The organism is Halapricum desulfuricans (genome assembly GCF_017094525.1).
Classification (GTDB): domain Archaea; phylum Halobacteriota; class Halobacteria; order Halobacteriales; family Haloarculaceae; genus Halapricum; species Halapricum desulfuricans.
Genome location: NZ_CP064788.1, coordinates 1121731 through 1145804, shown reverse-complemented (window position 1 = coordinate 1145804; position 24074 = coordinate 1121731). Strand labels below are relative to the sequence as shown.

General features: G+C 65.1%; 27 protein-coding genes. 13 read left to right on the top strand and 14 right to left on the bottom strand.

Annotated features, from left to right (window positions below):
- Nucleotides 1-128 precede the first annotated feature (128 nt).
- A complete protein-coding gene (locus HSR122_RS05930; protein ID WP_229111862.1) occupies nucleotides 129-1193 on the top strand; it encodes a cell division protein FtsA in 1065 nt (354 codons plus the stop codon).
- On the opposite strand, the gene HSR122_RS05925 is transcribed toward HSR122_RS05930, so the two are convergent.
- The 3 genes from HSR122_RS05925 to HSR122_RS05915 all read right to left on the bottom strand — a co-directional run bounded on the left by HSR122_RS05925 (nucleotide 1183) and on the right by HSR122_RS05915 (nucleotide 4855).
- Nucleotides 1183-1350 (bottom strand): hypothetical protein, encoded by a 168-nt coding sequence (locus HSR122_RS05925; protein WP_229111860.1) that lies wholly within the window; start codon nucleotides 1348-1350, stop codon nucleotides 1183-1185. The two genes, HSR122_RS05930 and HSR122_RS05925, sit on opposite strands and share 11 nt — an antisense overlap.
- A 107-nt stretch (nucleotides 1351-1457) precedes the next feature.
- Nucleotides 1458-2231 (bottom strand): hypothetical protein, encoded by a 774-nt coding sequence (locus HSR122_RS05920; RefSeq protein ID WP_229111858.1) that lies wholly within the window; start codon nucleotides 2229-2231, stop codon nucleotides 1458-1460.
- Between the two features lie 26 nt (nucleotides 2232-2257).
- Nucleotides 2258-4855 carry a PAS domain S-box protein gene (locus HSR122_RS05915; protein ID WP_229111856.1) on the bottom strand — a complete coding sequence of 866 codons (2598 nt, stop codon included), beginning with the start codon at nucleotides 4853-4855 and terminating at the stop codon, nucleotides 2258-2260.
- A gap of 130 nt (nucleotides 4856-4985) precedes the next feature.
- On the opposite strand from HSR122_RS05915, the gene HSR122_RS05910 reads away from it, so the two are divergent.
- Complete coding sequence (locus HSR122_RS05910; protein ID WP_229111855.1) at nucleotides 4986-5696, top strand: metal-dependent hydrolase; 711 nt, start codon at nucleotides 4986-4988, stop codon at nucleotides 5694-5696.
- Between the two features lie 32 nt (nucleotides 5697-5728).
- Here the strand turns inward: HSR122_RS05910 and HSR122_RS05905 are convergent, their stop codons facing one another.
- Complete coding sequence (locus HSR122_RS05905) at nucleotides 5729-6166, bottom strand: SRPBCC family protein (RefSeq protein WP_229111854.1); 438 nt, start codon at nucleotides 6164-6166, stop codon at nucleotides 5729-5731.
- Between the two features lie 138 nt (nucleotides 6167-6304).
- Here HSR122_RS05905 and truD point away from each other — a divergent pair, with 138 nt between their 5' ends.
- The 7 genes from truD to HSR122_RS05870 all read left to right on the top strand — a co-directional run bounded on the left by truD (nucleotide 6305) and on the right by HSR122_RS05870 (nucleotide 10658).
- On the top strand, nucleotides 6305-7642 hold the full coding sequence (truD, locus tag HSR122_RS05900; RefSeq protein ID WP_229111852.1) for a tRNA pseudouridine(13) synthase TruD: 1338 nt from the start codon (nucleotides 6305-6307) through the stop codon (nucleotides 7640-7642).
- Nucleotides 7643-7723: 81 nt separating this feature from the next.
- Complete coding sequence (locus HSR122_RS05895; RefSeq protein WP_229111851.1) at nucleotides 7724-8452, top strand: DUF2103 domain-containing protein; 729 nt, start codon at nucleotides 7724-7726, stop codon at nucleotides 8450-8452.
- A 48-nt stretch (nucleotides 8453-8500) separates the two neighbouring features.
- Nucleotides 8501-8773 carry a 50S ribosomal protein L37ae gene (locus HSR122_RS05890; RefSeq protein WP_229111849.1) on the top strand — a complete coding sequence of 91 codons (273 nt, stop codon included), beginning with the start codon at nucleotides 8501-8503 and terminating at the stop codon, nucleotides 8771-8773.
- Between the two features lie 25 nt (nucleotides 8774-8798).
- On the top strand, nucleotides 8799-8933 hold the full coding sequence (locus HSR122_RS05885) for a DNA-directed RNA polymerase subunit P (protein WP_229111847.1): 135 nt from the start codon (nucleotides 8799-8801) through the stop codon (nucleotides 8931-8933).
- An 82-nt stretch (nucleotides 8934-9015) separates the two neighbouring features.
- Entirely contained in the window at nucleotides 9016-9270 is a 255-nt protein-coding gene (locus tag HSR122_RS05880; RefSeq protein ID WP_229111845.1) for a KEOPS complex subunit Pcc1, read from the top strand.
- An 87-nt stretch (nucleotides 9271-9357) separates the two neighbouring features.
- Nucleotides 9358-10206 carry an aldo/keto reductase gene (locus tag HSR122_RS05875; RefSeq protein WP_229111844.1) on the top strand — a complete coding sequence of 283 codons (849 nt, stop codon included), beginning with the start codon at nucleotides 9358-9360 and terminating at the stop codon, nucleotides 10204-10206.
- A gap of 209 nt (nucleotides 10207-10415) precedes the next feature.
- Nucleotides 10416-10658, top strand: coding sequence for a hypothetical protein (locus HSR122_RS05870; protein WP_229111842.1), 243 nt, complete (start codon nucleotides 10416-10418; stop codon nucleotides 10656-10658).
- A gap of 9 nt (nucleotides 10659-10667) precedes the next feature.
- On the opposite strand, the gene HSR122_RS05865 is transcribed toward HSR122_RS05870, so the two are convergent.
- The 7 genes from HSR122_RS05865 to HSR122_RS05835 all read right to left on the bottom strand — a co-directional run bounded on the left by HSR122_RS05865 (nucleotide 10668) and on the right by HSR122_RS05835 (nucleotide 17389).
- Entirely contained in the window at nucleotides 10668-12491 is a 1824-nt protein-coding gene (locus HSR122_RS05865) for an FAD-binding protein (RefSeq protein ID WP_229111841.1), read from the bottom strand.
- 53 nt (nucleotides 12492-12544) lie between these two features.
- A complete protein-coding gene (locus HSR122_RS05860) occupies nucleotides 12545-14344 on the bottom strand; it encodes a TIGR04190 family B12-binding domain/radical SAM domain protein (RefSeq protein WP_229111840.1) in 1800 nt (599 codons plus the stop codon).
- Nucleotides 14345-14468: 124 nt separating this feature from the next.
- Nucleotides 14469-14756, bottom strand: coding sequence for a hypothetical protein (locus HSR122_RS05855; protein ID WP_229111838.1), 288 nt, complete (start codon nucleotides 14754-14756; stop codon nucleotides 14469-14471).
- Nucleotides 14757-14845: 89 nt separating this feature from the next.
- Nucleotides 14846-15784 (bottom strand): succinate dehydrogenase/fumarate reductase iron-sulfur subunit, encoded by a 939-nt coding sequence (locus HSR122_RS05850; protein ID WP_229111837.1) that lies wholly within the window; start codon nucleotides 15782-15784, stop codon nucleotides 14846-14848.
- Nucleotide 15785: 1 nt separating this feature from the next.
- Nucleotides 15786-16151 carry a succinate dehydrogenase hydrophobic membrane anchor subunit gene (locus HSR122_RS05845; RefSeq protein ID WP_229111836.1) on the bottom strand — a complete coding sequence of 122 codons (366 nt, stop codon included), beginning with the start codon at nucleotides 16149-16151 and terminating at the stop codon, nucleotides 15786-15788.
- Nucleotide 16152: 1 nt separating this feature from the next.
- Nucleotides 16153-16545 (bottom strand): succinate dehydrogenase, cytochrome b556 subunit, encoded by a 393-nt coding sequence (gene sdhC / locus HSR122_RS05840; protein WP_229111835.1) that lies wholly within the window; start codon nucleotides 16543-16545, stop codon nucleotides 16153-16155.
- Between the two features lie 181 nt (nucleotides 16546-16726).
- Entirely contained in the window at nucleotides 16727-17389 is a 663-nt protein-coding gene (locus HSR122_RS05835) for a hypothetical protein (RefSeq protein WP_229111834.1), read from the bottom strand.
- Between the two features lie 143 nt (nucleotides 17390-17532).
- Between HSR122_RS05835 and HSR122_RS05830 the strand changes: the two genes are divergently transcribed.
- Nucleotides 17533-17970 (top strand): zinc ribbon domain-containing protein, encoded by a 438-nt coding sequence (locus tag HSR122_RS05830; RefSeq protein WP_229111833.1) that lies wholly within the window; start codon nucleotides 17533-17535, stop codon nucleotides 17968-17970.
- Between the two features lie 57 nt (nucleotides 17971-18027).
- A complete protein-coding gene (locus HSR122_RS05825) occupies nucleotides 18028-18369 on the top strand; it encodes a hypothetical protein (RefSeq protein WP_229111831.1) in 342 nt (113 codons plus the stop codon).
- Nucleotides 18370-18397: 28 nt separating this feature from the next.
- Here the strand turns inward: HSR122_RS05825 and HSR122_RS05820 are convergent, their stop codons facing one another.
- Nucleotides 18398-20641, bottom strand: coding sequence for an alpha-amylase family glycosyl hydrolase (locus tag HSR122_RS05820; protein WP_229111830.1), 2244 nt, complete (start codon nucleotides 20639-20641; stop codon nucleotides 18398-18400).
- Nucleotides 20642-20725: 84 nt separating this feature from the next.
- Entirely contained in the window at nucleotides 20726-21160 is a 435-nt protein-coding gene (locus HSR122_RS05815) for a hypothetical protein (protein ID WP_229111828.1), read from the bottom strand.
- A gap of 129 nt (nucleotides 21161-21289) precedes the next feature.
- Between HSR122_RS05815 and HSR122_RS05810 the strand changes: the two genes are divergently transcribed.
- Nucleotides 21290-21802 (top strand): YkgJ family cysteine cluster protein, encoded by a 513-nt coding sequence (locus tag HSR122_RS05810; RefSeq protein WP_229111827.1) that lies wholly within the window; start codon nucleotides 21290-21292, stop codon nucleotides 21800-21802.
- A gap of 108 nt (nucleotides 21803-21910) precedes the next feature.
- Nucleotides 21911-22618 (top strand): RAD55 family ATPase, encoded by a 708-nt coding sequence (locus tag HSR122_RS05805; protein ID WP_229111826.1) that lies wholly within the window; start codon nucleotides 21911-21913, stop codon nucleotides 22616-22618.
- A 30-nt stretch (nucleotides 22619-22648) separates the two neighbouring features.
- On the opposite strand, the gene serS is transcribed toward HSR122_RS05805, so the two are convergent.
- Nucleotides 22649-24031 carry a serine--tRNA ligase gene (serS, locus tag HSR122_RS05800; protein WP_229111824.1) on the bottom strand — a complete coding sequence of 461 codons (1383 nt, stop codon included), beginning with the start codon at nucleotides 24029-24031 and terminating at the stop codon, nucleotides 22649-22651.
- Between the last annotated feature and the right edge of the window lie 43 nt (nucleotides 24032-24074).

The following is a 24074-nucleotide window of genomic DNA, read 5'->3' as shown; positions in this document are numbered from 1 at the left end:
GCGAGCCTCGACGCCTCCGAGCGGACGAGCGTCGACCGGGCAACCCCCGATCGTATCTCCGTACAACAATAAAATTCGCTACCTTTTCCGGGCGGTTATATACTTCGGGGGGACCATCACGCAGGCGTATGAGCGAGGACGACGAGACTGACGACGCGGCCGACAGTTCGACGGACGGACCCGTTCCGGTCGGAGTGAAACTCGGTAGCACCAGGACCGTGATCGCTTATCCCGACGGGGACGGCGATCTGGAGATCGTGAACACACTGACCTGTATGGCGACCTACGAGGATGCGCTCACCGGCGAGGAGCAGGTCCTCTACGGCGAGGAAGCGGCTCGGGAGTACCCCGACCGGGTGGAGTTCATGCTCAGGTCCGGGCTGCCGGAGGACGACGACCGGGCGGAACTGACGAGCACGTTCTTCGAGGAGGTCATCGAGGCGAACGGCGTCCCCGAGGACAGTACCGTCGTCTACGCCATCCCGACGATCGACAACGAGGCGGGGCTGCAGAACCTCGAAACCGTCATCGAGAACAGCTCGATCGGGACGGAACTGGTCGAGAGCTATCCCGAGTCGCTGTGCGGGACGATCCCGGCCTTCGGCGAGGATCTGGAGGCGATCAACGAGATCCTGCTGGCGGTCAACCTGGGGTCGACGAACCTGGAGGCCTCGGCCTATCGGCGCGGCGAGCAACTCGCGCCGTACACGACGGGCGCAGTCACCGGCAACGAGGTCGACCGTGTGATCGCAAATTACGTCGAAGAAGAGACGCAGGGGCGAGTCAACATCGACGTTCAGACCGCCCGCGAGTACAAGGAGGAACACGCGGACTTCGAGGACTACGAGCCCTTTACCGACGTCATCCAGCAGCCCGGCGGCGGCGCACACGAGTTCACGATCGAGCGAAGCGTCATGGACGCCGTCGACGAGTACGTCGACGAGGTGGTCGACGAGTTCGCCAACACCTTCCTGCCGGAACTGGCCAACGAACACATGAAGGTGTACAACCTCGCGCTCGAGAAGCCGGTCGTGCTCACCGGCGGGATGGCCTGTATCCCGGGCATCGTCGACGAATTTGCCGAGCGAGCCAGCGACGAACTCAACCGCGATATCGAGGCCGTCGCACCGGACGAACCCGCGCTCGCGGCGACGCTCGGGGCCCAGCGGATCGCCGACCGGCTCAGCGACTGATCGGCGACCAGCAGGCGAACCACGACAGGAACCGCCGCACGTCCGGCGGGAGCGACTCTCCCTCTACGTTGCTGTCCGTGCACGGCTGGGGCTCGCTGTCCGCCGGATCCGATCGAACGCGGAGTTCGGTCGGCATGTCGATGACGAGACGTCCCATTGCGTGAACGTCTCACGCACATCCCCTAAATACCCGTCAGACGAGCGTCTGTCGTCGAGCCACTCCGAGCGTCTGTCGTCGAGTTATCCGAGGTATTCGCTGATAAGTCACTTCGAGCGTCGCTGCAGGTGTTCGGCGACCGCGCTCCGAAACGCGGAAGACGTGGGGTCCACGTTAGCGTCGGCCAGCGTGGCCCGGTAACGGCGCGCCAGTTGTCGCAGCGTCGCCTCGACGTTCCCGGACGCCGGGAGGTCGCCGGAGAGCAGGGCTTCGGCGGCGGATGCTGGCGAGTCGAACGACGCCTCGGGCCCGGGCGGTCGGTCGGGATCGAGCAGTTTGCCGCGCCAGCCGTGCTTGTCGGCGAAGACCAGTCCGGCGACAGGTCGGTCGGCCCAGTCGCTGTCGGGGAGCTGCTCGCGGCCGGGATCGATCGCGTCGGCCCGGATCTCGCGGTCGACCGGCGGTGCCGGAGCGAGCCCGAGCCGGTCGAAACTCGCGTGTGCCCGCTCCGGAGCGAGCAACCCGCCACGGCCGGGGACGCGAACGTCGTATCCCAGGAACGCGGGCAGTTCGTCCCAGTCGTACTCGATCCGGTGCTGGCAGGTGGCGATCCCGTAGAAGGTGACCGAGTCGGGCTCCGCGACCGCCTCCCGGAAGGCGTCCCGTCGGAATCCCGACCGGACTGTCTCGATCGCGGGGGCGACGCTCGGCGGTTCCGAACTGTCCTCGTATCGGCGCTGTTTCCCGGCGAAGGCGAGCCGACCGTCGGACTGGAGGGTGAACCGTAGCGGGACCCCTTCGACGTATTCGAACATCCAGTGGTGGCCCTGCCCGGTCGTCGGGTTCTCGGCCAGATCGACGTACGTCGGGAACGGATCCATCATCAGTAGTGTGATGCCGGAACGACTTATCTTTCGCCCGTCTCGCGGAGGTCCACATCCGTTATTTCGAACCGTGCACCGCCGTCTTCGCTCTCTGTCGCGTGGATATCCCATCCGTGTGCGGTGACGATCTCCTCGACGATCGCGAGACCGAACCCGTTGCCGTCAGCACTGGTAGTGGCCCCGGGCTCGAATATGTCGACGTCCTCGGGGAGACCGGACCCGTCGTCGGTGATCGCGAACCCGTCTTCGAGACGGTCGACGCTCACAGTCACGCCTTCGCCGCCGTGTTCGATCGCGTTCCGGAAGAGGTTCTCACAGACGTGCTTGAGCCGATCCAGGTCCGCCCGTATCGTCACCGATTCCGGCGGGTCGAACGACGCCCCCGCCGTCTCGACACTGTCCCAACACTCCTCGGCACGGGCCCTGAGGTTGATGTCCTGCTTTTCGTTGATCGTCTGCCCGAGCCGAGCCAGCGCAAGCGTGTCAGCGATGATCGTGTCGATACGGTCCAGTGCGGTCTCGATATCGTCCAGGTGTGGCGACTCACACGTCTGACGGGCTAGCTCCAGCCGCCCGGACGCGACTTCGAGCGGGTTTCGCAGGTCGTGAGAGACGATCCTCGCGAACTTGTCGAGCTGCTGGTTCCGTCGCTCGAGATCCCGCTCGTGCTGTTTGAGATCGGTCACATCACGAGCGTACCCGAGCACGGCCTCCTCGTCACGTCCGGGAACCTCAAACGGAATCTTGCGTGTCTGCAGGATGCGTGTCTCTCCGTCGGCGGTCGTGATCTCCTCTTCTGGGATGTATTTGGGTTCGCCCGATTCGATCACCTCGAGGTCGTCTTGCCTGAACTCCTCGGCGTCTGCTGGATCCGGGATGACGTCCTGTTCTTTTCGCCCTTCGATGTTTTCGCGTGTCGTCCCGTACAGTTCGGCAGCCGCCTCGTTGGCCAGTAGATACTCGCCCTCCCGGTTTTTGGCGAAGACGAGGTCCGGGATGAGATCGATTATCTGGCGGAGTTCCCTGCGGGCCCGTTCCAGCTCCTGTTCGTGCGCTTTCCGTTCGTCGATGTCGAGGTGGACGCCGACCGCTCTGAGAGGGGTCCCATCGTCGTCTCGCTCGACGATTCGTCCGATGTCCCTGATCCACTTCCAGTCGCCGTCGGCCGTTCGCATTCGGTGTTCGGTCTCGTAGAAATCAGTGCCGTCCCGGATATGTTCCTCGAGTGCCGCCTGAACCGGATCGGCGTCTTCGGGGTGGACACGTTTCTCCCAGGCGTCCAGGTGCGGTTCGATCTCGTCTGGCGTATACCCGAGTATCTCGGCCCACTGGTCGTTGAACTCGACCTCGTCGGTGGTCATATCCCAGTCCCAGATCCCTAACCCGGCACCGTCCACCGCGAGTTTGAGACGCTCGGTAAGTTGTTGAATCTCCCGTTCGCGTTCTTTCCGGTCCGTTATATCGCGTGAATAGACGACGACGCCGTCGATGACTGTCTCGGTGCGATCGGTGCCGATCGACTCGATCCAGCGATACGAACCGTCCGACCCCTCGTATCGGAATTCGATCCGCTCTGCCGTGTCCGCTTCTCTATCCACGAGCTCCCTGAACTGGCTGAGAACACGCTGGCGGTCGTCCGGATGCACGTACTCGAATACCGGATCTCCGACCCGCTCTTCGGGCGGGTAGCCGAAGATCCGTTCGACTGCCGGACTTTCGTATCGGATTGTGCCGTCCGTGTCTGCAACGGTGATGACGTCTGTCGCGCGCTCGACGAAGTGCCGGTATCGATCCCTGTCTTCACGGAGGTCTCGCTTCTGCGCTTTGTGTTCGGTGACGTCCTGGACCGACCCCCTGACGCGAACGGTGTCACCGTCTTTGATCCGTGGTTCTCCTTGAGTGCGAACCCAACGTTCGTGTCCGTCGTCATCGATTAGCCGCAGTTCGAGGTCGAAAGACTCACCCGCCTCGACCGCCCGGTCGAACGCGTCCCGGATTGCCGGGCGGTCGTCGGGATGATAAGAATCGAATAATTGCTCTTTCCGGAGGTCAGGCTGTGCGGCGACACCGCATAGCCCCAACAGACCTTCGCTGGTGTAGACCGTCTCAGCCTCGACGTCGTACTCCCAGAACCCGATATCGGCAATCTCCTGGCCGGCTCTGCAGACGTCACGCTGCCGTTCGACTGTGCCGGCCGCGCGGTACTCGTCGACTGCGTCGACGATCCGGTCTGCCAGCAGCGCGTACTGGTCGCCACTGGACTCCTTCCGGAGATAGTCCGTGACACCGGCACTGATCGCTTCGCTGGCGACCCGCTCGGAACCACTATCAGTGAACAGAATGAACGGGAGGTCGGGATCGTCTTCGCGAACGGATTTGAGCAGGTCGATCCCGTCTCGCTTTGGGATCTCGTAGTCCGAGACGATACAGTCGGCCCCGCCGTCGACGAACTGGTCGAGCGCTCCACGAGCGTCGGTCGCGGTCAACACGGTAATCCGCTCGTCCTCGCGTTCGACGGACTCGGCCAGTGAATGCCTGGTTGCAGCATCGCCATCGACGTACAGCACGGTAATCTCGTCTGTCCGACAAATGTTCTGGGCCGGTCGCCGTGGCGTGGCCATCGTCTGTACTACGTGTTCCTCCGGTATAGTTCTTGGAGGAAAATGCGGCGACAGCGTCCGTGTCGATCCGGCCGCGAGACAGGATCACTTCAGGATATAAGTGTTTCCGTCGTGTACGTGGGATTGCACTATGGAACTCACCTGGCACGGCCATTCGACGTGGTACGTATCGGTCGGATCGACGGACCTGTTGATCGACCCCTTCTTCGGGAATCCGAAAACCGAGGTCGATCCGGCGACGCTCGATCCGGACTACGTCCTGCTCACGCACGGTCACGCCGACCACATCGGCGACGTGGATCGCTTCCAGTCGACGCCGGTCGCGGCGACGCCCGAGGTCGCGGGCTACGTCGAGGACAACTACGGCGTCGAGGAGACGATCGGGTTTAACCTCGGCGGCACGATCGAACTGGGCGGTGCGTTCGTGACGATGCACCGGGCCGATCACACCAACGGTATGGACACCGACTACGAGGCGACCGGCGGGATGCCCGCCGGGTTCATCGTCTCGGACACCAAGCCCACTCAGGGGAGCGATCCCGACTCGACGACGTTCTATCACGCCGGCGATACGAGCCTGATGACCGAGATGCGCGAGGTAATCGGACCGTATCTCGAACCCGACGCCGCCGCCGTCCCGGTCGGCGACCACTTCACCATGGGGCCGATGCAGGCGGCCATCGCTGTCGACTGGCTGGACGTCGATCACGCCTTCCCGATGCACTACGACTCGTTCCCGCCCATCGAGATCGACACCGACGAGTTCGTCCGCGAGGTGAAAGCGACCGGCAGTAACGCCGACGTGCACGTCCTCGAGGGCGACGAGACCTTCGAGCTGTAGCCGAGGAAACGGAGATTCGCGACGGGAGAGGTTCAACTGCCGGCTTCGAGCCGCGTCTTCGTGTTTTCCAGCGTCGTTTGCAGCTCTCGCTCGTTGTACCAGCGGACGAACGGCTTGGCCACTGTTGCGAGAACTTTTCCCGGAAGTTCGTACTCGGCGCTGTACCGCAGTTCCGTCCCGCGGTCGGCCGCCGTGGTCTCGATCTCGATCTCGCCCGTGAGGCTCCCGCGCATCTCGAAGACCATCCGCTCGTTTTCCTCGTGGACCCGCTCGACGAGTTCGCCGTCGAGTCCCACGCCGGCCATCTTGTAGGTGTGTTCGACGCGTTTGCCGCCGTTGTCGAGCGCCTCGACGTTGCGGACTTCCGCCAGACTCGGTGTCACCTCCGCGTGGTTTCGGGGATCGTCCAGGTACGCGAACACGTCCTCGACAGGGGCATCGATGTGGATCGATCGGCTAACCGTGACCATATCGCGTCGTTTCACCCGTAGGGACATAAGATACGGACCCAACATATCGCGACCGTTCCCCGTCTGTTCCGCATCGATCGGGCTAGCGGCGGTGACGACAGGGCTTTACCCCTCCCGCTGCAGGGTTCGGGCGACGCGATGCGCGAGGCACACCCACTCGAGGCGGCCGTCGGGATCGACTACTACGTCAGCGACGCGGCGGGGATCGGCGGCCGACTCCGCGAGTCGCCCGAACACTTCCGGGTCGAGGAGATCGAGACCGTCGATCCCGAGCCGCTGTCGGCCGATCCCGGCGCGTACCCGCACGTGCTTTTGCGGGCTACGCTGCGAGAGTGGGATACCAACGACTTCGCGGGCGCGCTGTCGGACCGACTGGGGATCAGCCGCGAGCGGATCGACTGGGCCGGCACGAAGGACAAGTACGCGGTCACGACGCAGCTGTTCACCGTCCGGAAGGGCGATCCGGACGCGCTCGCGGCCGTCGACCTGCCGGAGACGGATATCGAGATACTGGGCCGAACCGGGCGCGGCCTGCAGTTCGGCGATCTGGCGGGCAACCGCTTCGAGATCACGGTCACGGGGGCCAACCGGACTGATACGATCGAGTCGATCACCGACGACCTGCGATCGTTCGGCGGCGACCGGGTGGGCGTGCCCAACGTCTTCGGCCAGCAGCGCTTCGGCAGTCGCCGCGCGATCACCCACGAGGTCGGACTGGCGATCGTCCGCCGCGAGTGGGAGCAGGCCGTCCGGACCTACGTCGGAAATCCCAGCGAGCGCGAACGCGAGCGAACCCGGACGGCACGCGCGACTGTCGAAGACAGCTGGGAGCGTCGCGAGTGGCAGCGGGCGCTCGAGGCGATGCCGGCGTACCTGGGCTACGAGCGGGCGATGTTGCAGCGACTCGCCGAACTCGACGGCGACGAGCCGGCCGACTTCCGGTCGGCGCTGACCGCGCTGCCGAGCAACCTCCAGCGCCTGCTGGTCAACGCCGCCCAGTCGTACGCGTTCAACCGGATCTGCTCGGAGCGACTCCGCCGCGGACTGCCGTTCGACGAACCGATCGAGGGCGACGTGATCTGCTTCGCCGACAGCGACGCCCCACCTGATCCGGCGTTGCCCGATACGAGTCGGACACAATCGGTCACCGAGCGTCGCGTCGAGACGGCGCGCCGACACGTCGAGCGCGGCCGGGCGTTCGTGACCGCGCCGCTGGTCGGAACTGACACCGAGTTCGGCGCGGGCGAGCCGGCCGAAATCGCCCGTGACGTGCTCGACGATCTCGAGCTCGAACCGGCCGATTTCGAGCTGCCCGGCGAGTTCGAATCGTCGGGCACCCGGCGGGCGATACTGGTGCGGACTGATCTCGAGGTGTCGGGCGATCCGCCGACGTTCTCCTTCGCGCTCCCGAAAGGGTCCTACGCGACCGTCCTGCTTCGGGAGTACATGAAGGCCCCGCCCGACGACCTCGCGTGACCGGCCTCCGAAAATGCCGTCTCTCACGGCGGACGATTCGAATCGTCCGGCTTATTCGCGCCGAGTGCGAACTGTTCGTGTATGGAGTGTCGGCAGTGTGCCTCGCCGCTTGAGCGTCCCGGGGACTACTGTCTGGTCTGCCGGACGCACAACGCCGACGCCGTCGTGCTCGATCTCGACCGCGATCGGGCGCGGATCGTCTCGCTGCTCGATGACTCGGTCGTCGGCGAGCACACCATCACCACCACGCCCGAAGACGACGGCGAGGCCGAGGTGGTCGAACTCCGGAACTTCGCCGGGCTCGTGGCCGACGAAGTCCGGCGCAAGCGCCCCGAGGAGGTCTACGTCACCGGCGACCGGACCGTGATCGAGCGCCTGCGCGGCCAGTTGCACTACCCCTTCTATCGGGTTCGAGCGGACGATCCCATCGAGCACGTCCTCGAACGCCGTGGCGAACCCGCGCTGGACGTCGTCGACGCCGCGCCCGCGGAGAAACTCGGCGGCAGTCACTCGACGCTGATCGGCGGCCGCGACGGCCAGCGCGCGATCCGGACGGTGGCCGGCCACCCCCACGTCAAGAAGGTCATCCCCGGACCGATCGACGCCGGCGGCAGCGGCTCCCGGACGGGCGTCCGCGCGAAGGCGACCCGTGCCGGCACGGACGGCAACGTCCGGCTGCTCATCCGGGACGGCTCCAGCGTCCAGGAGAACCGCGTCGTGACGACCGCCGGGGATCGACAGCTCGGCGAGCACGTCCGGGCCGACCTCAACGAGGCGCTGGCCGAGGCGGATCTGCGTGACGACTCCTGACCGCGACTCGCAGGACTTAAGAATACGCTGGCGCGAGAGTACGGTACTATGGCCGAGAAACGCACCGGGAGCGCGGGCCGGTTCGGTGCCCGCTACGGGCGCGTCGCCCGGCGTCGCGTCGCCGAGATCGAAGCGGAAATGAACGACGATCACACCTGTCCCAGCTGCGGCGAGGACCGCGTCGACCGCCAGGGGACCGGCATCTGGGAGTGTCAGGCCTGCGGGTACGCCTTCACCGGCGGTGCCTACCAGCCCGAGACGCCCGCCGGCCAGACCGTCCGGCGTTCGATCCGCGCGGCACTCTCCGAGGACGAAGACTAACTGGCTCCAGCCACAGGATACACATATGAGCTACAAGTGTTCTCGCTGCAAGCGTGACGTCGAACTGGACTCCTACGGCGGCGTCCGCTGTCCCTACTGCGGACACCGGGTGCTCCTCAAGGAGCGCTCTCCGGACGTCAAGGAAGTCGACGTCAAGTGACTGCGACCGTCGTCAATCTGTCCCGGATCGACCACGCAGCCTCGCGTGGTCGCAACGGCGAACCGTTACGACGATCACGATAATGGACCACGAAGCTGCTTTCACTGCCGTCTACGAGTCCAACGAGTACGCACGCCGCGTCGAACGCAGCGTCGAACCCGAAGCCGGCGACATCGAAGGCGACCGCACAGTCGCGTCCGTCGATCGCGACGGCGACCGACTGACCGTCACGGTCGAAGCGGCAGACCTGATCGCGCTACGTGCCGGGATCAACACCTGGCTGTCGCTGGTCGACGTCGCCGAACGCTGTGGCGGCATCGAAGCGGCCGCCCGGTGACCCATCTCGCACCGCCATCGATCGTGGGTAGTGTTACCACCCACACTTGAGCCAAAACCACATCACTACGGCGGTCGAGTGAGGGATATGGCACCCACAAACCGAAGTGACACGTTCGATCTCGACGGCGAGACGACGATCCACCGACTGGGCTACGGCGCAATGCGACTGACCGGCGAAGACATCATCGGCCGTCCCGAGGACGAAGACGAGGCCCGGCGAGTGCTCCATCAGGCGCTCGCGCTCGGCGTCGACTTCATCGACACGGCCGACTCGTACGGCCCGGGCGTCAGCGAGCGGCTCATCCGCGAGGCGCTCGCACCGTATCCGGACGACCTCGTCGTCGCGACCAAGGGCGGGCTCCTGCGAAACACCGACGGCGACTGGCTCCCGCAGGGCGACCCCGAGTACCTGCGCAACGCCGTCCTCGCGAGCCGGGATCGGCTGGGCGTCGAGACGATCGACCTCTACCAGTATCACCGCCCGGACCCCGACACGCCGTTCGAGGACTCGGTGCACGCGCTCGCGGAGATGAAAGACGAGGGACTGATCCGCCACGTCGGGCTGAGCAACGTCTCCGTCGAGCAACTCGAGACGGCGCGCGAGATCGTCGACGTCGCCACCGTCCAGAACCAGTACAACGTCGCCGACCGCGAGGACGAGGCCGTCCTGCAGGCCTGCGAATCGTACGACGTCGGGTTCATCCCGTGGTTCCCGCTCGGGGCGGGCGAACTCGACGGGAAGGCGGCCGACCTCGATGCGATCGCCGAGGCACACGGCGCCACTCGCTATCAGGTCGCGCTGGCGTGGCTGCTCCAGCACTCGCCGGTCACGCTCCCGATTCCCGGTACCTCGAGCGTCGAGCACCTGAAAGAGAACGTCGCCGCCACCGAAATCGAGTTGCGTGACGACGAACTGGCGCGCCTGCGAGAGTAACATGTCCGCATCGCGCGTCGTCGTCGAACGGGATGTACCGTTCCGCGAGCTCGGCGGTCGCACAACGGACCGACGGCGAGACGACAGTATCCGTAGACGACGTCGCCATGCTGGGAGTCGCTGCGTGAACGACCCCGTCGATTCCGGATGATCGGTAGTTAGTGACAAGTTCCGATACTTTTGATAGCGATGGTGTCCAACACCCAGGTATGTACGGGACGCCGGGAGACGTCTTCGAACACGAGCGGCTCCAGGCGATCTACGAGGCGCGGTCGCTGCTGATCATCGGGTTCGTGCTGGCGAACCTCGTCGCGCTGCAGTTGCTCCGGCTGGGCTTCGAGACGCTCGCGAGCGTGATCGTCGCGGTCGCGGCGGCTCCGCTGGTTATCGTCGCTGTCGGCCTCTTGCGAGAGACGAGCCGCTGGATCGGCAGCCATCGACCGGTCGGCTAGGTCGTCGATTCAATACGAGCGCTCCTTGGGTTCGTAGGTCTGCTCGTCGCCCTCGAGGATGACCGGCTTGTAGTACAGTTCCGGCGAACCCTCGTTCCAGGCGAGCATGGTGTGTTTGATCCACTCGTCGTCCTTGCGCTGCTGGTGGGCTTTCCGCCAGTGTGCGCCGCGGAACTCCTCGCGGGCGAGCGCGCCGACGGTGATCGCCTCGGCCAGATCGAGGATATTGCGCGTCTCGATCGTATGGATCAGGTCCGTGTTGTACGTCCGGGAGGGGTCGGCAACGGCCACGTCCTGATAGGCCTCGCGTGCTCGCTTCAGTTCCTCGAGCGCCTGCTTCAGGCCCTCCTCCTCGCGGAAGACGTTGACGTATTCGGTCATGGTCTCCTGGACGTCGGCCCGGACCTCGGCGTGGTTCGTCCCCTCGCGCTCGATGAGCGACTCGACGCGTTCGCGCTCGCGCTCGACGGCTGACTCGAGCACCGCCTCGGGGGCGGTCATCGCACCGTCGGCAGCCGCGTCGCCGCTCGCGTCCACCGCTCCGAGGTCGACGCTGGCCTCGACATCGGCGTCCTCGCTTTTCGCGGAGGGCCCCGTCTCGATCCGCGCCGCGGCCATGTCCCCGCCCGCGGCGTGTTTGCCGGCCCGAGCCCCGAACACGAGCAGTTCCGGCAGGGCGTTGCCGCCCAGCCGGTTCGCACCGTGCAGGGAGACGCAAGCGTTCTCGCCGGCGGCGTACAGCCCGTCGATGCAGGTCTGGCCGTTCTCGTCGGTCTCGATGCCGCCCATCGCGTAGTGCTGGCCGGGCTTGACCGGCATCGGCTCCTCGAGGCCGTCCACGCCCTCGAAGTCCTCAGCCAGGTGGAGGATGTTCTCCAGTCGATCGACGATGCGCTCCTCACCGAGGTGGCGCATATCGAGGTGGACGTACTCGTCCTCGATGCCCCGCCCCTCCTGGACCTCGGTCAGTTCAGCCCGCGAGACCACGTCACGGGAGGCGAGTTCGCCCTCGTTGTTGGCGTACCCGCGCTCGAACATGAACCGCTCGCCGTCGTCGTTATAGAGGATCCCGCCCTCGCCGCGGACTCCCTCGGAGATGAGCACGCCCGTCGAGGGCAGCGTCGTCGGGTGGAACTGGATCATCTCCATGTCCTCGAGCGGGACGCCGGCACGGTAGGCCATCGCCGCGCCGTCGCCCGTGTTCGCGACGGCGTTGGTCGTGTGCTCGAACACCTGTCCCAGCCCGCCGGTCGCCAACACGACGCCGTTCCGTGCGCGGAAGCCGGCGACCTCGCCCGACTTGATCTCGTAGGCGACGACGCCGTGACACTCCCGGTCTTCGGGGTCGTCGTGGTCGGTCACCGCGAGGTTCATCACGTACCACTCGTCGTAGACGTCGATCCCGCGCTTGACGGCCTGTTCGTACATCGTGTGCAGCAGGTGATGGCCGGTCTCCGCGCCGGCGTAGGTCGTCCGCGGGAACGACAGCCCGCCGAACGGTCGCTGTGAGACCCGGCCGTCGTCCTCCCGGGAGAACGGCATCCCCCAGTGTTCGAGCTGGATCACCTCGTCGGGGGCGTCCTGAGCGAACGTGTCGATCGCCGGCGCGTCACCCAGATAGTCCGACCCCTTCATCGTGTCGTAGGCGTGCAGTTCCCAGTCGTCGCCCTCGCGCAGGGCGGCGTTGATGCCGCCTTCCGCCGCGCCGGTGTGGCTGCGGACGGGGTGGAGTTTCGTGACGAGTGCGACGTCCGCGCCTTCCTCGTGGGCGGCGATGGCCGCACGGAGGCCGGCACCGCCGGCACCGACCACGATCACGTCGTATTCGTACATTGATTATCGTCTCTACGGCGCATCGTAACTTCAGGCTTTGCCCCGGGAACGCGTCACAGCCGCTGCCTGAGTTCGCCCACGAGGAGTTTCCCGGCTACGCCCGCAAGCCTCGGCATGCCCCTGAGACCGTCGTTTTTCCACCAGAGTTCGTCCTCTCCGGCGATGCTGTACTCACCGAAGTCAGGCACTTCCTCGGCGATTGCCTGCAACTCGGCTTCACGCCGTCCGTCCGGTATCGACTCGTAAATCTCGTCGACGCGGTCGACGACCCACCGGGAGGTCTCGAGACGGTCAAGGATCGTCTGTAACGTCTCCTCGTCGAGCTGTCCGTGTTCGTACTTCAGCCGGTTCATCCGTTCCGCCGCCTCGTAGGTCGCGTCGACGATATCGTCACGCGATAACTCGGTCGTCTCGTAACCCAACATTCGCTTCCAGCTCGGCTCGAGCAGTAGCTGTCTGTGCTCTTCGAGCGTCTCCGCGAGCGGCTCGTATCCGTACGCCTCGGGATTCTCGAAAGCCGGACTGCCCGGATCGAGAAACGGCGCCAGCGGCGCGATGAAGGGGACGACGCGATCGTCGTCGATATCCGTCAGGAGGTGTTCGGCGTACTCGACCGCACCGACGGCGTCCTCGTAGCTCTGCTCGGGAAGCCCGATCATGAAGAACACGTCGATGTTCCGACAGCCGTTGTCCAGCGCCGCCCGGAGCGTGTCCTCGATAGCCTCGTTCGAGACGGCGAACTTGCCCATCTTCTCGCGGATCTCCGGTTTGTGTGACTCGGGACTGAGTTCGAGGCTATACCGTTCGACGGCGTCGTCGATCAGCTCGAAGTACTCGGCTGGTGCCGGGCCGAACAGCTCGAAGACGAACTCGTTCTCGATGTCCTCCTCGGCCAGCAGCTCGAAGAACTCCGTGGCGTAGTCCCAGCCGCCCTGTCGGAGGTCGTGCACGATAAAGATCGGTCCCTCCGAGAACGCGGTGATCGTCCGGACGTCCTCGATGAGACGCTCCGGGGACCGGAACGCGGGTTTCGGCCGGTCGTGGACGTCCGCGTAGGAGTCGGCCCCGCCACAGAACGAACACGCGTGGCGACAGCCCCGCGAGGTCAACAGCATGGTGATCGGCTTGTCGAGCCAGCCCTTGTGCGGAAGCACCTTCCGCAGACTGCCGTACTTGAGTACGGATCTGATAGCGTAGGTGTACGACGGCACCGAGATGTCGTCGAGGTCGTCCGGCTGGTAGGTCAGCGGGTTCACCGTCGTCTCGCCGCCGTCTCGATAGGTCAAATTCGGCACGTCCGAGACGTCCCCGTCTCCCGTCAGCGCGTCGACGAGCTGCTCCATCGGTTCTTCCGTCGAATCCCCCCGGAGGACGTAATCGACCGATGGGTACTCGATCAGTTCCTCGTGGTAATACGTCGAACTCAGGCCACCGAAGATGACGGGCGCGTCAGGGTGGTGTTTCTTGACGAGTCGGGCGACTTCGATCGCTCCGTGTGCGTGGGGAAGCCAGTGCAGGTCGATGGCGTAGACGTTCGCCGTGCAGGCGGCGATATCCGTTTCCGGATCGTACTCCGGATCGGTCAGCATCTCGCGTGCGAGGTTGATGATCCGGGCGTTGTATCCCGCGCCTTCGAGACGGTCGGCCAGACTCGTCAGCCCGATCGGATACATCTCGAAAACCGGTGAAGACGGAATGACGTCGCTGATCGGACCGAGCACCTCCGGCCGCTCCCGGAAGTCGAAGATGCTCGGCGGATGGAAGAACGTGACGTCGGGCTCGGAAAACAGGAGACGGCGGGTCAGACCGGACTCACACGATCCCCGATCGTGACCTGACCTGAAGAACCTCATGCCCTCACGTAACTGCCGAAATACCAAGAAGACACGGATTCGCCGCTGGCATGTTCAGGTCTCGGGCCAGATGTGGCAGCATTCTCAGCCCCGCACCTGCAGATCCGCCGGGTTTGTCCGCCGGCTACTCGGGTGACTCGTGGCCGACCTCGGCCGGTTGCTCGTCATCCGTACGTCCCTCCGTCGATGGTCTCTCGAGCCGGAACCCGGCGAGGCCGGCCGCTGCCATCCCGACACCGGCGGCGCGCATCGCAGTCGCGAACCAGTCTTTGGGCTCGACGTCTTCGGTGTTCTCAAAGCCCGTCAGCCACGTTCGGGCCGCGAGCCTGAGCGACAATCGCGGTGCGAGCGCATGCAGGACGCCACTGAGTGCGAGCAACCCGTAGCCGGCCCTGCGAGCCTTTCGAAGCATACCTAGAAGTACGAGTCCCAGTGTGATGAATCGTCCTGTCTGTATATGCAAACGCGCAGACCGGCACTCACCGCTGCAGCCGCGGGGATTCACCAGAATTTGAGGTTGCTCTTGACGGCTTCGCGCTTGAGTTCCTGAATGTGCTCTGTCAGCGGGATGTCCTTCGGACAGACCTCCGTACAGGAGAACTGGGTCTGACACCGCCAGACGCCGTGCTCCTGTTCGATGATCTCCATGCGCTCTTGCTTGCGGTCGTCGCCCTCGCGTTCGTCCATCGCGAAGCGATAGGCCTTGTTGATCGCCGCCGGCCCGAGGTACTGGTTGTCCCCCGCGGCGATGTTACACGAGGACATACACGCGCCACACCAGATGCAACGCGTGGACATCTTGATCTTCTCGCGGTTGTCGCGGCTCTGGCGCTGCTCTTCGAGTTCGCCCTCGGGCAGGTCGTCGGGATCGAAGTACGGCTCGACCGCCTCCATCTGGTCGTAGAAGTGCTCCATGTCGACGACCAGGTCCTTGACGACCTCCTGATGGGGGAGCGGCTCGACCCGGATCGGCTCGTCCAGGTCCGCGAGCTGGGTCTTGCAGCCCAGCCGCTGGGAGCCGTTGATGAACAGCGCGTCCGAGCCACAGATCGCCTGCTGGCAGGAGTGTCGGAACGTCAGCGAGGAATCGTAGTGATCGCGTGCGTAGATGAGCGCGTCCAGGACCGTCATCCCCGTGTGGAACGGCACTTTGAACGTGTCGAACCGCGGTTCTTCCTTCCCCTCGACCTCCGGGTCGTACCTGAAGACCTTCAGCTCGACCGTCTCTTGTCCGGCCAGTGACTCGGCGGCGGCCCGTTCGTCGGCCGCGCGGTCTTCCCGTCGCTTCTCCTTCTCCTCGAGACGTCGCGTCCGGTGGACGCTCACGTCCGGCTCGGGAGCATCGATATCCGTCGCCTCGGCGTCCGTGCTCGCGTCGACGTCCGTTTCCGCGTCTGCTTCGACATCAGTCTCTGTTTCGGCGTCTGTGTCCGTGCTCATGTTAGATCACTCCCGCCATCGCGAGGGCGACGCGAATCCCCTGTCCGATCAGCAGGACGCCCGACAGCGCCAGTACGCCCCCGACGACGCGCTTTTGCGTTCCGTCCAGTCCCATGTTCACGAGGGCGTTGTAGACCCCGTTGACGCCGTGGAACGTCGCCGCGACCAGAAACAGCACCATCATCGAGAAATATCCCACCTCGTCCATCCGGGCCTGCGTGCCGGCGAACCGGATCTCGGAGGCGTGGTTGACGAAATGCAGCAGGAAGAAGTGAAACGCGAGCGTCCCGATCAGGAAGACGGCCGTCAGCCGCTGCAGCAGCCAGCGTCGACCGCTCCGGTCGAAGGAGCTGTAGTGTTCGGCCATCTCAGAACGCCCCCGCGAGGAACGTCGGCACGCTTGCGACCGCGATCGCTCCGGTCAGGATCAGCGAGACGTAGAAGCTCTTGTCCTGTGCTTCGAGCCCGATCCCGAGGTCGACCAACAGCAGCCGGATCCCGTTGAGGATGTGAAAGACCGCGACTGCGAGCAGTCCGACTTCCAGGATCCGGACGACCAGCAGGCTCTCGAGTCCGACGAGCGTCTCGTTGTAGACCGTCGCCCCGGAGGTCGCTGTGCTCAACACGGCGATGTGGGTGAACAGGTAACCCACGAGCACCCAGCCGGTGAACTTGTGGAAGATCCAGGCCCACATCCCGGCCGAGAACTCCCGCCAGCGGCCGACGTCCTCGACCCTCCCGCGGTTGTATGTCTCACTCATACACTGCCCCAGGAGTGGCTCCGGTTTATCTTCTGCGGTGGTCCGGGCGGTCAGACACGCAAACGCGTCGTGGCCAGTGCTACCGATCCGTCTCGGTCTCATAGTGACCGTTGTACGTCCCTTCCGGATCGTCCGCACGCAGTCGTGCGGTCGCACCGGTACATCGGTACAACGGTCACGATCACTCGTCGCCGACGGGACGGCGGCGGAGCTCGTCGATCTGGGCGCGAAGCTGGTCGAGTTCCGACTCCAGTTCCTCCCGGCGGTCGATCAACCCGCTCAGTTCCTGCGTGTTGACCGAGTGGTCCTGTTCCAGCGACGCTCCGAGCGCGTCGTTGGTCGCCTGCACGAGGTAGATCGCGACCTGCAGGACTTCCTGTGGCGACTCGGTCGCCTCGAGTAGCGACAGGTCGCCGGACTGCATCGCATACCGGATCAGCGGCACCTCCTCCTCGCCGTGGTAGGTCGTCGTCGTCGAGAGCCCGGTCACGGGGTTGTACCGGTCGTGAGACTGCTCGGTGCGGACGACGTTGAACGGCTCCTGTAGCGCGGGATACGTCTCCGCGAGATCGCGGAGTTCGTCGGCAGCGCTCACGTCCAGCTGGGCTTCCACGTCGCCGAAGAACTGCTTTGAGCCGGTGAGGCTCAGCGCCACGGCGAAGAACACGCCCGGGCTGTTCTCGGCGAACGCCCGGGTCCGCTCGCGGGCACGCTCGTGTTCGCCTTCGAGGACGAGGCGCTCGAGATCGTCCAGCAACGCTCGCGTCCCGGACTCGCGTTCGAGGTACTCGGTCACGAGCGCGCCGGGGAGTTCCTGCTCGTCGGCGTCGTCCCAGCTATCCATGTCTCACTGTTCGGTCATCCCGGCCTAAACCTTTGGTGGATGGACGCGCTCGACCGCACGCCCGGTCGAACGATCCGCAGACCGGTTGCGGGCGCAGCGTCGCTGGCACAATCCTCTTGCCCGACCGGCGTGGATGACCCAGTATGTCCGAGTGTCCCTACTGTGGCGGACCGATCGCCGAGTCCGACCGGTACTGCCCGCGGTGTGGCGAGCGCCAGACCGACCGCGGCGATCGCGAGGGGTTTCTCGACCCGGTCGTCGTCCAGTACCTCGACGGCGTGCGCAACGGCGCGCGCACGTTCGATCCGGACTCGCCGTATCACGAGCAGTTCGAACGGGACGTGGCCGCGGCGATCGGTGACTTCGCGCACCTGCTTGACGCCGGTGCCGACCTGCACGATCTGCTCGCGGTCGACCGATCGACTCGGGTCGAGCCGCCGGCCGATCCGATCGACGCCGACCGGCCGACACGGCAACTGCTCGGCCTGACCGTCCTGCTCGGGCTGATCACCGAATCGTTTTCGGGTGTCGACGTCGACGAACTGCTCGCGAACTATCACGACCTCCAGGACGACGGGTGACGGGGATCGACCGCTCGCGACCGTGGTGTATTTTCCGCTCCAGTCCACAGTCGGCCCATGTCGACGTCCGAACGCGACCACCGCGACGAGGCGATTCTCGCGCTCGCAGCAGCCGACTACCGGGCGGCCGGCGACGCCTACACGCACGCGGCCTACGGCGAACTCGCCGGGCTGGAGAACCACTACCGCGAAGCGCTGGCCCGCCGCCTCCGGTTCCGTCGAAACCGGCTACCTGAATTGCTCGATGGCCGACTCGGGGCGGGTCGGCTCCACCCGCCGCGCGGCTCGACGGAATACGACGCCGACTTCCAGTGCCCCGACTGCGGGGCGAGTGACGTCAACTACGTCGCCGACGCGGTCCTCTGTCTGCGGTGTGCGAGCGTGATCGAAAAGCGGTGACAGTCGGTCCGCGCTCCAGTAGCTCGGCCTATGGCCGATGGCTCGGTCCGAGGACACTGGGTGTCTCGAAGACACCGAGCGTCTCGACTTCGACGCGGGTCGCGTGGTCCGGGCTACCGGTCTCGCAGTTCTCGCCGGTGAAGAGGTTACAGGGGTCGACGGCGTTGCGCAGATCGACCGTCGCCGGTCCGTCGCCGAAGTTGATCACGACGACGACCGACTGCTCGTCGGTCTCACGGCCGAACACCAGCACGTCGTCGGGGTCGACGTTGCTGTGGGGTGCCTGCGCGAGGTCGGCGCCCGGCCCGAGGACATCCAGTTCGTGATAGATATCAAATAGGTCCCGATAGAACCGGAAATGCTCGTCGGGATACTCGTCCCAGTTCATGAACGCCCGCTTGTAGGGGTCGTTCCTGATATCGTCGTCCGACCGGTCGTCCTCCTCGTCGAAGGCGCTCTCCCGCGGCGTGCCGTACTCGCCGATGAGTCGCTCCTGGCCGTAGAGGACGAACGGGATACCCGGAAGCGTCACGGCAGCGGCCATCGCCGCCCGCTGGGCCTTCGGGACATTCTCGCGTCGCCCCTCGGTCTTCGCCTCGTAGTAGAGGCGTCGTTCGTCGTGGTTCTCGGTCGTGTTGAGGAGCCGCGTGAACGTCGGGAAGCCGTCGATGAACCGCTTCTCGATCGCTCTGACGATGTCTGCTGCCGGGCGGTCGCCTCGCGCGACGGCGTGGGCGGCGTCCATGAACCCCGTCGTGTCGAAGTGGGCGTCGAACTCGGATTCGGTGAAGGACGGCATCCGCGGGATCGTCTCGTCGAGCAGCATGAACTCGCTGTCCATCGATCTGACGCGACGACGCAGCTCCTTCCAGAAGGAGTGGGGAACGCCCCAGGCGATGTCACACCGGAAGGCGTCGACTTTCGGGGCCCAGAACTCCGCGGCGGCCATGATGTGCTCGCGCAGCGCCACGTTGCCGTAGTTGAGGTTCGGCTGCAGGCGCGTCCCGAAGAAGTACATCGCCGCGGGCGGGGCGTCGGTGTCGGTGCCGTCGGCCCGCCGGTCGAACCAGTCGAAGTACGGCGAGTCGCTGTCCCACGCCTCGACGTGCGGCAGGACGTACTCGTCGCCGATGTCCTCGCCCAGCTCGGCGATCGTGTCCTGAAACCGGGGGTTCGTCCAGCCCGCGTGGTTGATCACCAGGTCGAAACACACTCTGATATCGTGGTCGTGGCAGGTCTCGACGAACCGCTCGTACTCCTCGATCGTTCCGAGGTCGTCGGCGGTGTCGAAGTAATCTTCCGTCGAGTAGGCGTGTGGGCCGCCCGGCGCGCGGTCGACCTGCGCGGACCACGCGGGGACGATCGGCGTCAGCCAGACCATGTCGATCCCCAGTTCGTCGAGATACGATACCTGCTCGGCGAGGAACTCGAAATCGGTCTCGCCGGGTTCGCCCGCGAACGAGCGCGTGAAGATCTCGTAGACGACGGCGTCATCGAGCCACTCGGGCGGGCGGTTGGGCAACTCGACGGTCCCGGCGTCGGGGTCGAGCACGATCTCGTCGACGTTGCCCACGACGTGCCCGTCGTAGGGTGCGGCGAACAGCCGTGTCGACCCGTCCAGCGCGTCTGCAGGGATCCGGACCTGCTGGCCGACGACCTCGTCGTCCTCTGAGGGCGGTGTCGTCGACTCGGTGATCGGCGACTCGATCGTCACGTCCGAAAGCGAGAGTTCCGTCCCGTCTTCGGGGAGCCACTCGACGGTGAGACCGTCACGAAAGGCGTTGCTTGTCGGGGAGAGTTCGGCGTCTGCGACGAGGACGAACTCGTCGGTCTCGGCCTCGTAGCGGCCGTCGAGTTCGAGCCGCGGGGGCCCGCCGGTGTCGTCCGGTGCGGCCGGAAAGACGCGGACGGTCTGACGGTGCGTGCCGTCCGGGGCGTCGAGTTCGAAGACGTACGTGCCCGGCACGTCCGGCCGGAACTCGGCGGTGTGGTGGTCGCCGTGATCGTACTGCTCGACGTCGTCGTAGGGACTGGGCGCGAACTCCACGATCGCGTCGCTGTCGTCCGGCCGCTCGATCAGCGACCACGAGAACGCCTCCGGGTCGTACGGGTCGGGATCGCGCTCGGGCGGTCCGTCGATCGACGGCGCGAGGTTGTCCCGGTCGAGACCGTGCTGACTGTCGACGAAGATCGGGTCGACGATCAGCTCGTCGGCGTGGATAAACCGGGGCGGCCCGGGACGGTGACCCCGCGAGGGCTCTGGCGAAGACATCGTTCGTCCGGACACTCGACTATCTCCGGGTATAACCTTTGTGATGTGTACAATGCGGGATGAAACGATCGTGCAGAAACGGTATCACAGCCGGAACGGCTCCAGCAGCCGTCGGACGAGCGCGCGCAAGACGCCCGAGAGCGCGCCGCCGTCGTGCGCTTGCAGGTGCGCGTACTCGGCTCTGGATTCGCCGTGTCGCAGGTGCTGGATCCCGTCGAAGACGAGCCACCCGCCGGCGGCCGTACCCGCGAGAAGTCCCGGCAGCCACGGCCACATCACTGTTCCAGCGAAGACGATCAGGAGGCCGCCCACGGCGACGTTGCCGGCGTAGTCTCCGATCGCCGTCTCGGCGGTGTCGATCGCCAGCAACAATACGAAGACCATCGCGGCGATGACGGCGGCCGACCCGAGTGACTGATCGGGCACGTAAAATATCACGCCGACGAGTCCCGCACCGACGAGCCGACGGCGAACCTGCTCGCGGTCCGGCAGGCGCGTGCGGAAGGCGGTCTCGTCCATCGGTAACGACCGCGAGCGGACACGACAAAAAAGACATGTTTTGTCCCACGCCCGGTGTTGTCGCGGCTGGTTGCTTGATCGACTGCCCCTTCCGGAAGGACTTTGCTCGTGACTCACCACCACCGACACGTGAGCGGCGAGCAACAGCGGCGCGTGACCGTCCACGGTGACAGGGAGGTCGTCGTGGAGTTCGACCCCGAACTCACCTTTGAGTGCGTCGATGAGTGTACCTGGTGCTGTCACCACGGGGTGTTGCTGTACGAGCAGGACTTCTTCGAACTGGCCAACCACGCCAGTCTCAGCGACGCGACCGTCCAGCGCAAGGGACGAGACTTCGTCAAGCGCGAGCCGAAAGACCGCGAGGAGCACGTCGACGTCGACGGACAGGCCTGTTACTTCCTGCGCGAGGACGGCCTCTGTGAACTCCACGCCGAACACGACTGGAAGCCCGCCCGGTGTTCGACGTTCCCGCTGGAGGTCTCCGTCGAGGACGGTGACATCCACGTCTCCGTCAGGGACAAGGCCCGGGAACACTGCGAGGGGTTGCACGTCAGCGACCGACGCGTGATCGACAACCTGGAAGCGTTCCTGCCCGAAGTGCTGTGGGAACTGGACGACCCGACGACGCGAAAGGAGCTGTGAGACGGCTGAACGGGCTGGTATCTACGCTCGAACCGCTGAAATTCATATCATCTGATCTGTATTTTTCGGAAACGTATAAGTCCACGAGGGTAGTTAACATACCAAGGGATGGTCGGGGAACTTTCGACGGGGATTCCGGCGCTGGATCGCCGTCTCGACGGTGGGCTCTATCCGGGGGACATCCTCGCGCTCGTCGCGCCGCCAGCAACACAGAGCCAGGCGCTGCTCTATCAGGTCATGAACGAACGGCCGACGCTGTACGTCTCGACGTTGCGACCGGAGGAATCCGTCCAGCGCGACTTCGACAAGCACGGCGGGATCGATGTCTCCTATCGAATCGAGACGACCGGGAACAACCTCACGATGGAAGGCGAGTTGATCCACGAACTGACCGGCAGCCGGACGTATACTGGCAACTCGGCCGTCAAAGACGACCCGCTCGACGACCTGTACGATTTCGTCGAGTCCATCGAGAGATCGATCAACCTGATCGTCGATCCGGCGAACCCGCTCGAGCGCGGTGACTCGCGAGACGCGTACAACGAGACGCTCTCGTTTCTGGGCGCGAAACTGGCGGAGACAGACAGTCTGGGAATACTCCTCTGTCACACGAGCGAATCCCAGCCTCCGTTTCGCGATCTGACGCTGATCGCCGCGGACATCGTCTGGGAGGTCGACGTCGTCTCGATCTCGAAAGACGACATCGAGTATCAGCTTCGCGTCCCGAAAAACCGGGGCGGGACGATCATCACCGAGGATCTATCGCTGGACATCAGCAACCGTACCGTGACGATCGACGACAGCCGGGCGATCTGAGGGGATTCGCGCCGGCGGCTGATCGCTGCGCTACTCCCGTTCGCCCGCCCCGACGGCACTCTCGCCGACGGGCGTCTGACCCTCGATCAACTCGGTGCCGCCCATGTACGGCCGCAGCGGCTCGGGGATCGTGACGGTGCCGTCGTCGTTCTGGTAGTATTCGAGGATCGCGACCATCACGCGCGGGAGCGCGAGCCCGGAGCCGTTGAGCGTGTGGACGTACTCGGCGGACTCGTGGCGCTCGGGCCGATACCGGATCCCGGCCCGTCGGGCCTGGAAGTCCTCGAAGTTCGACACCGAGGAGACCTCCAGCCACCGGCCGCCTTCTTCCGGGCCGTCGTCCATGTCGTCCCCGGGTGCCCACACCTCGATGTCGTACTTCTTGGCCTGGGTGAACCCCATGTCGCCGGTGCACATCTCCAGCACGCGATAGGGCAGATCGAGCCGGTCGAGGACCGCTTCGGCCTCTTCGAGCAGCCCCTCCAGGCGGTCGTAGCTGTCCTCCGGGCGGACGAAGTTGACCATCTCGACCTTGTTGAACTGGTGGACGCGAACCATTCCACGGGTCTCGGTGCCGTGTTCGCCGGCCTCGCGACGGAAGTTGGGCGTGTAGGCCTGATATTTCAGCGGGAGGTCGTCGTCCAGCAGGATCTCGTCGCGGTGCATGTTCGTGACGGGGACTTCGGCGGTGGGACAGAGCCACAGGTCGTCGTCGTCGTAGGGTTCGTCGTTGCCCCCGCCGAGGCGGTAGGCGTCGTCGACGAACTTGGGGAACTGGCCCGTCCCCTCCATGGACTTCGAGCGGACGGGGATCGGCGGGAAGACCTCCCGGTAGCCCTGCTCGCGGTGGACGTCGCGCATGAACCCGATGAGCGCGTGCTCCAGCCGAGCGGCCTCGCCTTTCAGGAAGTAGAAGCCACCGCCGGAGACTTTCGCCCCGCGATCGAAATCCAGGACGTCAAGTTCCTCGCCGAGATCGTAGTGAGGAACGACCTCACCGGGCAACTCCCGGAGGTCGTCGAAGCCGCGCCGGTAGCGCTCGACGTTGTCGCTCTCGTCGTCGCCGACGGGGACGTCCTCGTGCGGGATCTGGGGGATCTCAAGCAGCGCGTCCTCGAGTTTCGCCCCCAGTTCGTCGGCACGCTCTTCGACCTCCTGTAGCTCGTCTTTGAGCTGCTGGGAGCGCTCGATGGCTTCCTGCGCTTGCGCCTCTTTTCCGTCCTGTTTCAGCTCGCCGATCCGACTGGATATCTCGTTGCGCTCGTGGCGTAGTTCGTCGCCTCTGGCCTTCAGATCGCGCCACTGCTCGTCGATATCGAGAACGCGATCCAGATCGACCCCCTCGACGCCCTTCTTCTCGATGGCGTCGCGGATCCGTTCGGGCTGCTCCCGGAGGTACTGTCGTGGAATCATTACCCGTGGGTTCTGGACGACGGGTGAAAATCGTAGCGATACC